The sequence below is a fragment of the Streptomyces sp. NPDC026659 genome (assembly GCF_040638245.1).
Taxonomy (GTDB): Bacteria; Actinomycetota; Actinomycetes; order Streptomycetales; family Streptomycetaceae; genus Streptomyces.
This window is the reverse complement of record NZ_JBEZXY010000011.1, coordinates 226,933-241,186: the sequence shown is the minus strand read 5'-3', so window position 1 is coordinate 241,186 and position 14,254 is coordinate 226,933. Positions and strand designations below refer to the sequence as shown.

Annotated in this window: 9 protein-coding genes and 1 pseudogene; 2 read left to right on the top strand and 8 right to left on the bottom strand. The window is 73.0% G+C overall.

Going from position 1 to position 14,254, the window contains the following annotated elements:
- Positions 1-69: 69 nt before the first annotated feature.
- The 5 genes from AB0E91_RS26430 to AB0E91_RS26410 form a co-directional block, all read right to left on the bottom strand.
- Positions 70-963 (bottom strand): formate/nitrite transporter family protein, encoded by an 894-nt coding sequence (locus tag AB0E91_RS26430; RefSeq protein WP_361786719.1) that lies wholly within the window; start codon positions 961-963, stop codon positions 70-72.
- Between the two features lie 205 nt (positions 964-1,168).
- Positions 1,169-1,990 (bottom strand): isocitrate lyase/phosphoenolpyruvate mutase family protein, encoded by an 822-nt coding sequence (locus AB0E91_RS26425; protein ID WP_361786716.1) that lies wholly within the window; start codon positions 1,988-1,990, stop codon positions 1,169-1,171.
- A gap of 155 nt (positions 1,991-2,145) precedes the next feature.
- Complete coding sequence (locus AB0E91_RS26420; protein ID WP_361786713.1) at positions 2,146-3,591, bottom strand: aldehyde dehydrogenase family protein; 1,446 nt, start codon at positions 3,589-3,591, stop codon at positions 2,146-2,148.
- A 160-nt stretch (positions 3,592-3,751) separates the two neighbouring features.
- Positions 3,752-5,335: a PucR family transcriptional regulator gene (locus AB0E91_RS26415; protein WP_361786710.1), complete on the bottom strand. Its 1,584-nt coding sequence runs from the start codon at positions 5,333-5,335 to the stop codon at positions 3,752-3,754.
- Positions 5,336-5,470: 135 nt separating this feature from the next.
- Entirely contained in the window at positions 5,471-7,585 is a 2,115-nt protein-coding gene (locus AB0E91_RS26410; protein ID WP_361786707.1) for an ATP-binding protein, read from the bottom strand.
- Between the two features lie 251 nt (positions 7,586-7,836).
- Between AB0E91_RS26410 and gabT the strand changes: the two genes are divergently transcribed.
- A complete protein-coding gene (gene gabT, locus AB0E91_RS26405; protein ID WP_361786704.1) occupies positions 7,837-9,171 on the top strand; it encodes a 4-aminobutyrate--2-oxoglutarate transaminase in 1,335 nt (444 codons plus the stop codon).
- Positions 9,172-9,647: 476 nt separating this feature from the next.
- A pseudogene (locus tag AB0E91_RS26400) lies at positions 9,648-10,310 on the top strand (phosphatase PAP2 family protein); the annotation flags it as partial.
- Here the strand turns inward: AB0E91_RS26400 and AB0E91_RS26395 are convergent.
- From AB0E91_RS26395 to AB0E91_RS26385, 3 genes are all read right to left on the bottom strand, one after another.
- Entirely contained in the window at positions 10,252-12,060 is a 1,809-nt protein-coding gene (locus tag AB0E91_RS26395; protein ID WP_361786701.1) for a glycoside hydrolase family 18 protein, read from the bottom strand. The pseudogene AB0E91_RS26400 and the gene AB0E91_RS26395 sit on opposite strands and share 59 nt — an antisense overlap.
- Before the next feature lie 86 nt (positions 12,061-12,146).
- On the bottom strand, positions 12,147-12,599 hold the full coding sequence (locus AB0E91_RS26390) for a hypothetical protein (protein ID WP_361786698.1): 453 nt from the start codon (positions 12,597-12,599) through the stop codon (positions 12,147-12,149).
- A gap of 185 nt (positions 12,600-12,784) precedes the next feature.
- A complete protein-coding gene (locus AB0E91_RS26385; protein WP_361786695.1) occupies positions 12,785-14,215 on the bottom strand; it encodes an FAD-dependent oxidoreductase in 1,431 nt (476 codons plus the stop codon).
- Positions 14,216-14,254 lie beyond the last annotated feature (39 nt).

Below are 14,254 nucleotides of genomic sequence, written 5' to 3'. Positions count from 1 at the left end.
TGAATCCGGCAGTACACAGACGACCGCCCGGTCCCTTTCAGGGGCCGGGCGGTCGTTCCGTTTCAGAGGTCAGGCCTTGCTGCCCGCCGGGGCCGCGAGCGCTGCCGCGGACGCGGGGGCCTCACCGGCGCGGGGGGCCGGGATGCTGTCCGGGGTGGTGACCGACGGGGTTCCGCGCCGGCCGGCGACGGCGTACGCCACACCCACCAGCAGCCCGCCGCCGACCAGGTTGCCCAGGCCCACGTAGAGCAGGTTGTGGGCGAAGGCGCCCACCGTCACGCCGGGGACGTGCTCGAAGAGGCCGAGGGAGAAGGTCGTCATGTTGGCGACGACGTGCTCGAAGCCGGAGGCGACGAAGGCCAGGATGCCGGCGAAGATCAGCATGATCTTGGCGGCGTCGGAGCGGGTGCGCATGCCCATCCACACGGTCAGGCAGACCAGGAAGTTGCAGAGTACGCCGCGGAAGAACATCGCCTCGCCGCTCTCGGCCATCTTGGCGTGGAGCATGCCGGTCAGGCCCATCAGACCCGGGGCGGGGGCTCCGGGGGCGGGGGCGACGCCCAGCACTCCGGCCGCGTGGACCAGCCAGGCGAGGGCGACCGAGCCGACGAGGTTGCCGACGAGGGAGCCGACGATCACGGCGAGCGCGGTGACGGGCGAGAGAGCCCGGCGGACCGCGCCCTGGACCATCGTCATCATGTTGCTGGTGGCCAGCTCGCCGCCGGCGAAGATCACCAGCGTCAGCGCGACACCGAAGACCAGGCCCTGGATCAGCCTGACCCAGGGAGAGTGCGCGAGGCTGAGCGGGCCGGACACCATGACCATCAGGACGACGCCCATGCCGATGAAGGCCCCGGCGAGCGCCGAGAGCACCAGGTAGCGCCCGGGAGAGCGGAGCAGTTTCGCCTTGCCGCGTGCTGCCGCGATCTGGTCGTCCAGGGCTTCTTCAAGTGGTATCGGCACGGTGGCCCTCTCAGTGCTGCTCACTCGTGGTCGGATTGTCCGACTCTCACGCGTGGAGCAGTGTGCGCCCACCGATCAGGAAATGTCAAAAGTCGAATTAATGACGTGATAGGCGGTGCTTATCCTGACTTAATCGGCCAAATCTATCGCGTCATAGGTCTCACCTATCAGTGACGCCTCACTCATCGCCGCCGGGCCCGACGAGTCACCGTCCGGACTCGGCCAGCAGCCCGTCCAGCTCCGCGAAGGACAGGGCGTCGGCGGGCGAGGTGACGGAGCCGGTCCCGTACAGCTCCCGCGCGGCACGGCGGGCGGCGGCGTACGCGGCCAGCGCCACGCCCGGGCCGAGGCTCACCCGGGCCACGCCGAGGGTGCCCAGCTCCGCGACGGACGGCGCGCCGGGGCCCGCCATGACGTTGAGCGGTACGGAGATCTCCCCGGCCAGCGCCTTGAGGGTGGCCGGGTCGGTGACACCGGGGACGAAGACGCCGTCGGCGCCCGCGTCGGCGTACAGCCGGGCCCGGGCCAGGGTCTCCGCCAGGCGGGTCTCCGGGTCGCCCAGGCCCAGCAGGTAGGTGTCGACGCGGGCGTTGAGGAAGAGGTCCGCACCCTCCCGCTCGGCGCTCCGGCGGGCCGCGGCGATCCGGGCGGCCAGCTCGGCCGGAGGCCGGGTGCCGTCCTCGATGTTGACGCCGACGGCGCCCGCCCCGATCACCCCGGCGACGGTCTCGGCGACGGCGGAGGCGTCCTCGCCGTACCCGTCCTCGATGTCGGCGGTGACCGGGACCGTCACGGCGGCCGCGATACGGGCGATCACCTCCAGGGCCCGTTCCCGGGTGAGGGTGCCGCCGTCGGGCGAACCGAGCGCCCAGGAGACCCCGGCGCTGGTGGTGGCGATCGCGGGGGCGCCCGCCGCCTCGACGATGCGGGCGCTCGCCGCGTCCCAGGCGTTGGCGAGCGCGAGGGGGACGGAGGGGGTGTGCAGGGAGCGGAAGAGGCGGGCACGGTCCGCGGATGCGTGGGTCATGACCGCAGTCAAGCACCGTACGCGTACGGGCTTCTGGCAGGAATCCGACATGAACGCCAGCCGGAATCAGGGCGGTTGACCGTCATGGAACGCCAACGGCCGGAGCCCCCGCACAGTGTGGGCTCCGGCCGTCGTGGCGACCTGTTGGTGTCAGGTCAGAGAGCGAGTCCGGTGAGGACCAGGACGCGCTCGTAGGTGTAGTCGTCCATCGCGGAGCGGACGCCCTCGCGGCCGACGCCGGACTGCTTGGCGCCGCCGTACGGCATCTGGTCGGCGCGGTAGGAGGGAACGTCGCCGATGACGACGCCGCCGACCTCGAGCGCGCGGTGGGCGCGGAAGGCGGCCTGGATGTCGTGGGTGAACACGCCTGCCTGGAGGCCGTACTTGGAGTCGTTGACGGCCGCGAACGCCTCGGCCTCGCCGTCCACCTTCCGCACGGTGAGGACCGGTCCGAAGACCTCCTCGGTGGCGAGGGTGACACCGGCCGGGACGTCGGTGAGGACGGTCGGGGCGTAGGTGGCGCCCTCGCGCTTGCCGCCCGCGAGCAGGGTGGCGCCCGCCTCGACGGCTTCGTTCACCCAGGACTCGACGCGCTTGGCGGCGTCCTCGCTGACCAGCGGGCCGACCTCGGTGCGCTCGTCGGCCGGGTCGCCGGTGACCTGGGCCTCGACGGCGGCGACGATGCGCGGCAGCAGACGGTCGTAGACGGAGGCGTCGGCGATCACGCGCTGCACCGAGATGCAGGACTGGCCGCCCTGGTAGTTGGAGAAGGTCGCGATGCGGGTGGCGGCCCAGTCCAGGTCGGCGTCGCTCGCCCAGTCGCCGAGGACGACGGCCGCGCCATTGCCGCCCAGCTCCAGGGTGCAGTGCTTGCGCGGCACCGAGTCCATGATCGCGTAGCCGACCTTCTCGGACCCGGTGAAGGAGATCACCGGCAGGCGCTCGTCCTGGACCAGCGCGGGCATCTTGTCGTTGGCAACCGGCAGGACGCTCCAGGAACCGGCGGGCAGGTCCGTCCCGGCCAGCAGCTCACCGAGGATCAGGCCGGACAGCGGGGTGGCCGGGGCGGGCTTGAGGATGATCGGGACACCGGCGGCGATGGCCGGGGCGACCTTGTGCGCGCACAGGTTCAGCGGGAAGTTGAACGGCGCGATGCCGAGGACGACGCCCTTGGGGAAGCGGCGGATCAGCGCCATACGGCCCTGGCCGCCCGCGTCGGTGTCGAGCCGCTGGGCCTCGCCGCCGTTGAACCGGCGGGCCTCCTCGGCCGCGAGCCGGAAGACGGAGACGGCACGGCCGACCTCACCCCGGGCCCACTTGATCGGCTTGCCGTTCTCGCCGGAGATCAGCTGGGCGATCTCCTCGGCGCGCTCGGTCAGCCCGTTCGCCACGTGGTCGAGGGCGGCGGCGCGCACGTGCGCGGGGACGGCGGCGAAGTCGTCGCGGACGGCGTACGCGGCGGCCACGGCCTCCTCGACCTGGGCGTCGGTCGGCACACTGGCCCGGCCGACCAGGCGCCCGTCCCACGGGTTGGTGACGTCGAAGCTGTCCTCGCCGGTGACCTGGCGGCCGGCGAGCCAGAAGGCGTGGGTGGAAGTCATTGACGAGTCCCGGCCCTTCCGCGTTGTCGGAGTTGTTCTTCGGTGCGTGGTCCACCGTAGGGCGGGCGTGCGGGGGCGTCGCTTGTCCGAGTCGTACGGATGCGGGGCGGTGATGCTCCGGTTTGGCGTGAACGGGCAGGTCGTGCCCCTCGCCCAGGCCCTACGGCTGTTCCGCGCCCGTCGCCTTCAGGGCCAGCCACAGCTCCATCCGCACGTCCGGGTCGTCCAGGGAGCGGCCGAGGATCTCCTCGACGCGGCGCATCCGGTAGCGCAGGGTGTGCCGGTGGACGCCGAGATCGGCGGCGGCCGCGTCCCACTGTCCGTGCCGCGACAGCCAGGCGCGCAGCGAGGCGACGAGGTCGCCGCGTCCGGTGGCGTCGTGCTCGCGCAGCGCGCGCAACAGGCCGTCGGCGAAGGCCCGTACGGCGTCGTCGGCGAGCAGCGGCAGCACCGAGCCCGCCGCCAGGTGCTCATGCTCCACGAGGACCCGGCCCCGGCGCCGGGCGACCGACAGCGCCTGCTCGGCCTGTCGGTGGGCGGTGGCCGCGGCGCTGGGTCCCGCAGGCGCCGACAGGCCCACGACCAGCGCCGTCTGGTCGCCGCCCGGCGGTTCCGGGGCCGTACGGGCGGTCTCCAGCGCACCCGCGAAGGCGACGCAGGCGGCGACCGCCGCTCCCCCGTCGGCGGCCAGCACCACCAGGCGCTGCCCGTCGGGCACGGCGAGGACGGCCTCGCCGGAGCGGGCGGCGGCCGACTCCACGGCCTCCGCGAGACCCCCGAGCGGGTCGCCGTCGCCCGCGCTGTCCGTCTCGGCGACGAGCACCCGGAACGGCGCGTCGAGCAGCCCGTCGTACAGGTCCCCGGCGACGGCGCGGGCGTGGTCCGGCTCCCCGGCGAGCAGCATCCGCAGCACGGCGGCGCCGACGCGCTGTTCGGCGGCGTGCAGCGAGCGGGAGCGCTCGGTGGTGAGGGTGAGCAGGGCGATGGCGGAGTGGACGGCGTAGCGCTCGGCGGTGCCGGGGGCGGCGGCGGTGCCGACGGCGAGCGCGGCGCGGGGGCGGCGGCCGGTGCCGAGGGAGTGCAGCTCGACCCGGTCCTCGTTGTCGGGGCCGCCGACGACGGAGGAGGCGGGCGCGGGGCGCTCCCGCAGCCGTTCGACCTCGGCGGTGAGCCGGGCGGCCCTGCGGTGCGCCCACTCCGGCGCGGCGGCGACGACGGCGCCCGAGGCGTCGTACAACGCGGCCCACCCGTCGAGCTGCGCGGCGAGTGCGCCGAGCAGGCCCTCGGGGCCGGTGGTCAGGGCCTGCCGGGTCAGCTCGCGCTGGGCGGCGAAACCGGCGGTGACGGCGCGGTACTGCTCGGCGGCGATGGCGGCGGATACGGCCTTGCTGATCGCGAGGAAGGGGGTGCGGCGGGGCACCTCCAGGAGCGGCAGGCCTTCCTCGCGGGCGGCGCCGAGCAGTGCCTCGGGGATCTCGTCGTAGTTGACCCCGACGGCGAAGCCGATCCCCACGACCCCGGCCCCGGCCAGCCGCTTCACGTACCGGCGCATCGCCTCGGGGTCCTCCGCGTCCAGCTTGAGCGCGGTGACGAGGAGAAGCTCCCCGCCCTCCATGTACGGCACGGGGTCGGCCAGTTCGCTGACGTGCGCCCAGCGGACGGGCACGTCGAGCCGGTCCTCGCCCGCGCGGACGGTCAGCTTGAGCGCGGAGTGCTGGACGAGCGAGGCGAGGGTCGGGGGCATGGGGCCTTCAGGTCGGAGCGGTCCGGCGGGTCGAAGCGTTACGGCTTGTCACCGCCGGAGATCAATTGGCCGCCGCGTATGAACGGCCCACCCCGATTCTGCCTCACCGTACGATCCCGGTCGCCCCTCCCCGCCTCACCCCCGCAGATCCACCAGCAACGGCGGCGCGTGCTCCCCGCGCACGGTGGTCAACGACAGCACGGCATGCCCGGGCGGCACCGCGTGCGCGAGCTCGGACGCGGACCAGCGCTCGCGCTCCACCTGGCGGACGGTGACCGCGCGGGCGGTGGGCGCCTTGCCGGTGATGACGCGGCGGAGCATGTGCACGGCCTTGCCCGCCGGGGTCTCGGCGATGATCTGCCGGTCGGTGACGTCGCGGGTCTCGATCCACTCCTTGCCCCACACCTCGGCGAAGTCCTGCCCGTCCCAGGGGGTGAGACCGGACAGGGCCATGCGGCAGCCCGTCGCGCCGAGCAGCGGGCCGCGCAGCGGCCGGGGCACGTCGTCCAGGGTGCGCAGGGTCAGCACCACGCCCGCGTTCGCGGAGCGCAGCCGCTGGATGCCGCGGACGGCCTCGGGGGTGACGACGCCGCCCGCGTCGTCCAGGAGCAGGCAGGCGAAGAGCGAGCGGTCCTCGCGCGCCGTCACGCTCGCCGTGAACTGGGCGAGGACCAGCCGGGCCAGGATGCGGGAGGCGTCGGCGTGACCGCGCTGGGGCAGGTCGACGCGGACCCGGACCGGGTGGTCGAGGGCCTTGAGCGAGAACGGCCGGGACTTCCCGGAGGTGTCGAAGAAGGAGGCGAAGGCGGGCCGGTCGAGCAGCGCGATCCGGTCCGCGAGCACCGCGCCCACATCGCCGGAGTGCGCCAACTGCCGTTCGCGTGCGTCGAGTTCACGCAGCAGCGACGCGTGTCCGGTCTCGGTGAGCGCCTTGCGGAGCGCGGCGAGCGGGCCGGGGGCGCCGTCGAGCAGCCCGCGCAGCTCGGGCACGGAGGGGAAGCGGCCGTGGACCGCGCGGAAGGGGCCGAGGAGCTGGGCGAGGACGGTGGTGGAGCGACGGCTGTCGCTGCCGGGGTGCGGGTCGGCCAGGTCGCCGACCAGGGCCTCGGCAAGTATCGCGGCGGCCTCGTCGGGGTCGGTGGTGCCGCCGTAGAGGTCGAGGTCGTAGGCGGAGTCGGGGTGGCCGATCCGGATGACGACGTCGTACGCCTCGGCCGGACCGAGGCCCGCGCCCGCCGCTCCGACGACGACCACGGCGGCCCGGCCGGCGAGCGCCTGGAGGCACATCGACTCCGCGAGCGGCCTGATCAGGCTGCCGGTCTTGCCCGAGCCCGCCGGACCGACCGCGACCAGTGAGGTGCCGAGCAGCTCGGGGCCGAGCGCGAGCCCGGCGCCCCGGTAACGGTAGGGATTGCGCGGGTCGTCGGCGGTGGTGCCGACCCGGACCTGCCCGGTGAGCAGGTCGTGGCGGGCCTGTCGAGCGGGCAGGTCGCGGTCGCCGGAGGGGTGCGGGCAGGCGGCGGCGCCGTCCTTCACCACCGAGGCGGTGAAGGCGGCGAGGTTGTGCAGACCGGAGCGCACCCCCTGCCAGGCGCGCCCGATCCGGGCGTGGTCCACGTCGCGCATGTGTCCGGAACGGGCATCGGCGGCGAGCCGGTCGGCCGCCTCGTGCGCACCCGCGGCCCGCAGCTCGGGCCAGCTCGCGGGATCCTGCCCGGGAGTGGGCGGAGGCTGCTCGGGCGGGGCGGCGCGGCGCCAGGCAGGTGGTCCGTAGCGCCGCCAGACCTCGGCCCAGCGGCCGAGCCGGAAGACGGCGAGGAGCAGGGCACCGCCGATGAGCGTGTAGTACGAGTACCAGAGGACGGCGGTGCCGACCCGGCTCTCGGTCTCCAGCCAGGCGTCGGGCGCGAGCAGCTCCAGGGGCAGGGTCCACCAGCCGCCGAGGTAGCCGTTCCACAGCAGGGACCACACCAGCCAGCCGACGAGGAACGAGATCAGCGCGCCGCTCAGCAGCTGGCGGCCGGGAATCCTCTCGGGCTCCTCCTCGGGCCGGGCCCGGTGGCCGAGACGCCAGACGCCGGGCGGCGCGGTGGGGCGGGGAGCGCGCAGCCAGGCCAGGAAGGCGTTGCCGTCGGGCCTGGGCGGCGCCGTCGGCATGGGCGGCACCACAGAGCCCTGGGGCGGTACCGCCGGACGCGGCACCGGCCCCGCCCCCGTGCCCCGTGCGTCCCGCGTGCCGTCGCTCTCCATCGCCGTTGCCCCCTGAGCAGCCGCTCCGTCCACCGTCAGCGAGTCAATCTAACGCCCCGGAAAGGGGAGTTCACCGGTTACGCGGCCGGTGTCCGGGACCGGCCGTCCGGGTCTCCCACCCACTGCTATGTCCACGGCGGACAAGCGCCATGCCGGACAACGCCCACATGGAGCATGACCACCCCCCGGCAACGGTCCTAACCTGCGAGAAAAGAAGACAAGCGTCCGTAATCACCCCCCAGGAGCCCCGCATGACCGCACTTCCGCAGGAGCGCCGCGTCGTCACCGCCATTCCCGGCCCGAAGTCGCAGGAGCTTCAGGCCCGCCGCACCGCGGTCGTCGCCCAGGGCGTGGGCTCCACGCTGCCCGTCTTCGTGACGCGCGCGGGCGGCGGCGTCATCGAGGACGTGGACGGCAACAGCCTGATCGACTTCGGTTCCGGCATCGCCGTGACCTCGGTGGGCGCCTCCGCCGAGGCCGTCGTACGCCGCGCGAGCGCCCAGCTCGCGGACTTCACCCACACCTGTTTCATGGTCACCCCGTACGAGGGCTACGTCGCCGTCGCCGAGGCGCTGGCCGAGCTCACCCCGGGTGACCACGCCAAGAAGTCCGCGCTGTTCAACTCCGGCGCCGAGGCCGTCGAGAACGCGGTGAAGATCGCCCGCGCGCACACCAAGCGCCAGGCGGTCGTCGTGTTCGACCACGGCTACCACGGCCGTACGAACCTCACGATGGCGCTGACGGCGAAGAACATGCCGTACAAGAACGGCTTCGGCCCGTTCGCGCCCGAGGTGTACCGCGTCCCGGTCGCCTACGCCTACCGCTGGCCGACCGGCCCGGAGAACGCGGGCCCCGAGGCCGCCAAGATGGCGATCGACCAGATCACCAAGCAGGTCGGCGCGGACAACGTGGCCGCGATCATCATCGAGCCGGTGCTCGGCGAGGGCGGCTTCATCGAGCCGGCCAAGGGCTTCCTGCCGGAGATCGTGAAGTTCGCCAACGACAACGGCATCGTGTTCGTGGCCGACGAGATCCAGTCCGGCTTCTGCCGCACCGGCCAGTGGTTCGCGTGCGAGGACGAGGGCATCGTCCCGGACCTGATCACCACCGCCAAGGGCATCGCGGGCGGTCTGCCGCTCGCCGCCGTGACGGGCCGCGCCGAGATCATGGACGCCGCCCACGCGGGCGGCCTCGGCGGCACCTACGGCGGCAACCCGGTGGCCTGCGCCGCCGCGCTCGGCGCCATCGAGACGATGAAGGAGCAGGACCTCAACGGCAAGGCCAAGCGCATCGAGGAGGTCATGAAGGGCCGCCTGGAGGCGATGGCCGAGAAGTTCGACATCATCGGCGACATCCGCGGCCGCGGCGCCATGATCGCCATCGAGCTGGTCAAGGACCGCGCCACGAAGGAGCCGAACGCCGAGGCCGCCGCCGCGCTGGCCAAGGCCTGCCACCAGGAGGGCCTGCTGGTCCTGACCTGCGGCACCTACGGCAACGTGCTCCGCTTCCTGCCCCCGCTGGTCATCGGCGAGGACCTGCTCAACGAGGGTCTGGACATCATCGAGCAGGCCTTCACCCGCATCTGAGCCGGGCCGGACACGGCCACGGACCTGGGCGGATACGGCCACGGACCTGGCCGGACACGGCCACGCACCTGACGGACACGGCCACGCACCGTGCCGGGTACGGCGCCCTCGGGTGCCGTACCCGCAGGCCGTGTGAAGAAGGTGTGCGAGGTGGATGGCGGGACCGGATTCCGGCTGCCCATGCGGCGAGGACTGCCGTAGGTTCTCGTCCAGAAGAGAGATACACCTCGCCCCCAGGGGACTGCGGGCGGGTTCAGGCCGAGGCATCCCCAGCTTCGACCTGGTCGTGCCCTCGCGCACACAGCCGGGGCCCGACGGCTCCGGGATCTCCTCACCGATCGGACGGCCGCCGCCCCAAACCCCCCGGGGCGCGCGGCGTTTCCGGTCCGGTCGGCCGCCTCGGAACCACCCCCCCCTGTTCCGGGGCGGCCGACCTCCTTCTCGGACCCCGCGTACGGACCTGCGAAGCTGGGGCGGTGTCCCTCCCCCGCCGCACTCCGTACGCCGTCCTGCTGACCCTGCCGAGCCTGCTGTTCGCGCTGCTCACCTGGCAGGTTCTCGTCCATGGACCGCTGCTGCGGGAGGACGCCCGGCTCAGCCGGGACCTGGTCCACCCGGACCGCTTCTCGGAGCTGCTCTCCGACCTCGGCAACGTCCAGGTGGCCGTACCGGTGCTGCTCCTCGCCGCCGGATACGCGGCGCTGCGCGGACGCTCCACCGGTACGCACCGCTGGTGGCTGCCCCCGCTCGCGGCGGCCCTGCTGATGGCCCTGCTCCCCGCGCTGGTCGTCCCGCTGAAGCTGTGGGCCGCGCGGCCGGGGACCCCCGTGGTGCCTCCGGCCACCGGCTACTTCCCCTCCGGCCACACGGCGACGGCCTGCGTCGCGTACGGCTCGGCGGTCCTGCTCCTCCTCCCCTGGTGCCGCACGCCCGCGGCCCGCCGCACCGTGCCGGCCGTCGGCGCCGCGCTGGTGCTCGCGGTGTCGTACGGCCTTCTGCGGCGCGGCTTCCACTGGCCGCTGGACGTGCTGGCCTCCTGGTGCCTGGGCACGGTGCTGCTGACCGTGCTCGCGCTGGTGCTCAGCCGAAGTAGCCGTCGAAGGTCCGCTGGAACTCCCAGTTCGCGAAGCGGTCCCAGTTCACCGACCACGTCATCAGACCGCGCAGCGGGGGCCAGGTGCCGTGGGTCGCGTACGAGCCGCAGTTCGTCCGCTTCGTGAGGCAGTCGAGGGTCTTGGTGACCTCGGCGGGGGCGACATAGCCGTTGCCCGCGTTGACCGAGGCGGGCATGCCGATGGCGACCTGGTCGGGGCGCAGCGGCGGGAAGACGTTGTTCGCGTCGCCCGCGACCGGGAAGCCGGTGAGCAGCATGTCGGTCATGGCGATGTGGAAGTCGGCGCCGCCCATGGAGTGGTACTGGTTGTCCAGGCCCATGATCGGGCCCGAGTTGTAGTCCTGGACGTGCAGCAGGGTGAGGTCGTCGCGCAGGGCGTAGATGACCGGGAGGTAGGCGCCGCAGCGCGGGTCCTGGCCGCCCCACTTGCCGCTGCCGTAGAACTGGTAGCCGTTCTGCACGAAGAAGGTCTCGGGCGCCATGGTGAGCACGAACTTCGCGCCGTACCTGGCCTTGAGGGTCTTCAGCGCGGAGATCAGGTTGACGACGACCGGGGTGGTCGGGTTCTTGAAGTCGGTGTCGCCGGTGTTCAGGGACAGCGAATGGCCCTCGAAGTCGATGTCGAGGCCGTCGAGGCCGTAGTCGTCGATGATCTTCGAGACGGAGGAGACGAAGGCGTCGCGGGCGGCCGTGGTGGTCAGCTGGACCTGGCCGTTCTGGCCGCCGATGGAGATCAGCACCTTCTTGCCCGCGGCCTGCTTGGCCTTGATCGCGGCCTTGAAGTCGGCGTCGCTCTCGACGCCTGGGCACTCCGAGACCGGGCAGCGATTGAAGCGGATGTCGCCGGAGGTGACGGAGGTCGGCTCGCCGAAGGCCAGGTCGATCACGTCCCAGCTGTCGGGCACGTCAGCCATACGGGTGTAGCCGGAACCGTTGGCGAAGCTCGCGTGCAGATAGCCGACGAGCGCGTGGGTGGGCAGGTCGGTCGAACCGCCGCCTCCCCCACCGCCGTTGGCCTTGGTCGTCGCGGTCACGACGGCCGACTTGGCGGACTCTCCCGCGTCGTTGACGGCGGTGACCTGGAAGCTGTACGCCGTCGAGGGCGCGAGGCCGCTCACGGTGGCCGAAGTGCCGCTCACCGTCTGGACCTTGGTGCCGTCGCGGTAGACCGCGTAGCCGGTCGCGCCGGAGACGGCCGACCAGGACAGGGCGACCGAGGTGGCGGTGACGGTACCGGCGGTCAGACCGCCCGGTGCGGCGGGCGGCTGGGTGGTGGAGCCGCCGCCGGGGCCGACCAGGGAGATGTCGTCGGCGTTGTAGGCGCCGGTGCCGTACCAACCGTGCGTGTACAGCGTGACCTTGGTGGTGTTCGGCCCTGTGGTGAAGGTGGTGGTGAGTTTCTGCCAGTCGGGCGCGGACTGGGTCCAGGTGGACACGTCGGTGGTGCCGGTGCCGTTCGCGCCGAGGTAGACGTAGGAGCCGCGCACCCAACCGGAGAGCGTGTACGCGGAGTTGGGGCGCACGGTCACGCTCTGGGTGCACTGGGCGTTGTCGCTGCCCTCGGGGGTCGCATGAAGGGCGGAACTACCGCTGTGCACAGGCGAGTTGACGGCGGTCCCGGCGGTGCAGGTCCAGCCGGAGAGGCCGGACTCGAAACCGCCGTTGACCACGGCGTCCGCGTCGGCCGCGCTGGCGGCCGACGAGAGCGCGGTGATGCCGGGCACGGCCAGGGCCGTTGCCGCGAGGAGGACGACCAGAGGTCTGGGGCGATCCACAAATGCCTCCAGGCATGGGGGAGTTGGAGGTCAGGAGGTGCACCAAATTTGGTCCAGACCAATCGCCGTGTCAAGTCGCCCGGGGGCTATCCGTCTCCCTCCCGGGCCAGTCCGGCGGCGGCCTCGTGCATCGCCAGCTCCAGCAGCGCTGGGTCGGTGAGCGTGCCGGAGCCGTCCGGCGGCACCAGCCAGCGCACCCCGTGCGTCGGCCGTCCCGGATACGGCACCACGATCCAGGTCCCGGCCCCCGCGGTGCGGATTCCGGTGCCGAGCCAGCGGGCCGCGGTGCCCGGCGGCACGAAGAAGCCCACCCGGTTGTCCCCGAAGTCGGCCAGCACCGGGCCGGGTTGATCGAGGACACGGGTGAGCACGTCGAGCGTCGGATAGCCGAGGTCACCGGGCAGGATCAGCACGTCCCACGCCCTGCCCGCGGGGAGCAGGGCGACCCCGAGGGGGCTGCGCTCCCACTCCCAGCGGCACGCGTCCGGGTCCGGTGCGGCGGATGCCAGCCACTCGACCGCCGTCTTCGCCCCTGTCATGAGCAGACCTCCCTCTTTCGCCTGGACGCCGTCGCGCCCGGGAGGGAGAGGGAGGTCGGCCGGGGAGCATTACGCGGCTTTCCGGCACTCTTTCGGGTGACCCGGGTCACAGGGCGGCCCGTGGGCGGCGAGGCCCCGCACCACACCGCCCGGCCGCACCACCGCGGCCGCCCGTACGAACCGGCTCAGCTGTCGAACCCCAGCCCCATCCGGTCCATCGTCCGCAGCCACAGATTGCGCCGCCCCGCCTGCGCGTCGGCCCTGGCCAGCGACCAGCGGGTGAGCGCGATCCCGGTCCAGGCGAAGGGCTCGGGCGGGAAGGGCAGCGGCTTTCTGCGCACCATCTCCAGCCGGGTGCGCTCGGTGTCCGCGCCGTCGAGGAGGTCGAGCATCACGTCGGCGCCGAACCGGGTCGCGCCGACCCCGAGCCCCGTGTACCCCGCCGCGTACGCGACCCGGCCCCGGTGCGCGGTGCCGAAGAACGCCGAGAAGCGCGAGCAGGTGTCGATGGCGCCGCCCCAGGCGTGGGTGAAGCGGACGCCCTCCAGCTGCGGGAAACAGGTGAAGAAGTGCCCGGCCAGCTTGGCGTAGGTCTCCGGCCGGTCGTCGTACTCCGCGCGCACCCGGCCGCCGTACGGATAGATCGCGTCGTAGCCGCCCCACAGGACGCGGTTGTCGGCGGAGAGCCGGAAGTAGTGGAACTGGTTGGCCGAGTCGCCCAGGCCCTGGCGGTTCCGCCAGCCGACCGACTCCAGTTGCGCGGGGGTCAGCGGCTCGGTCATCAGCGCGTAGTCGTAGACCGGCACGGTGTACGAGCGCACGCGGCGCAGCAGGCTCGGGAAGATGTTGGTGCCGAGCACGACCTTGCGGGCGCGGACGGCGCCGTAGGGCGTGGTGACGGCCATGCCCGCGCCGTACGGCTTCAGGGTGAGGGCGGGGGTGTGCTCGTAGACGCGCACCCCGAGGGCGAGGCAGGCCCGCTTCAGGCCCCAGGCGAGCTTGGCCGGGTGGACCATGGCGACGCCCCGGCGGTCCCACAGCCCGGCCTCGAAGGTGGGCGAGTGGATCTCGGCGCGCAGGGCGTCGCGGTCCAGGAACTCCATGCCGTCGGCGAGGCCCTTGTCCTCAAGTTCGCGGTGCCAGTCGCGCAGTTCCCACGCCTGGTAGGTCTCGGTGGCGACGTCGATCTCGCCGGTGCGCTCGAAGTCGCAGTCGATGCCGTGCCGGGTGAGGGCGGCCTCGATCTCGTCGAGGTTGCGCGTCCCGAGTTCCTGGAGCGTGCGGATCTCCCCCGGCCAGCGGGCCAGGCCGTTGGGCAGTCCGTGGGTGAGGGAGGCGGCGCAGAATCCGCCGTTGCGGCCGGAGGCGGCCCAGCCCGCCTCACGGCCTTCGAGGAGCACCACGTCGCGGCCGGGGTCGCGCTCCTTGGCGTTGAGCGCGCTCCACAGTCCGCTGTAGCCGCCGCCCACCACGAGCAGGTCGCACGTCTCGGTCGTGGTGAGGGCGGCCTCGGCCTGCGGCCTGCCGGGGTCTTCCAGCCAGTACGGGACCGGCTGGGCTTCGGAGAGAGAGGAGATCCAGTTGTCTTTGCCACGGCTCATGGCGCTCGGGGCCATGATTTCAACTCCCTACGGGGCTTCTACGCCTGTGACGGC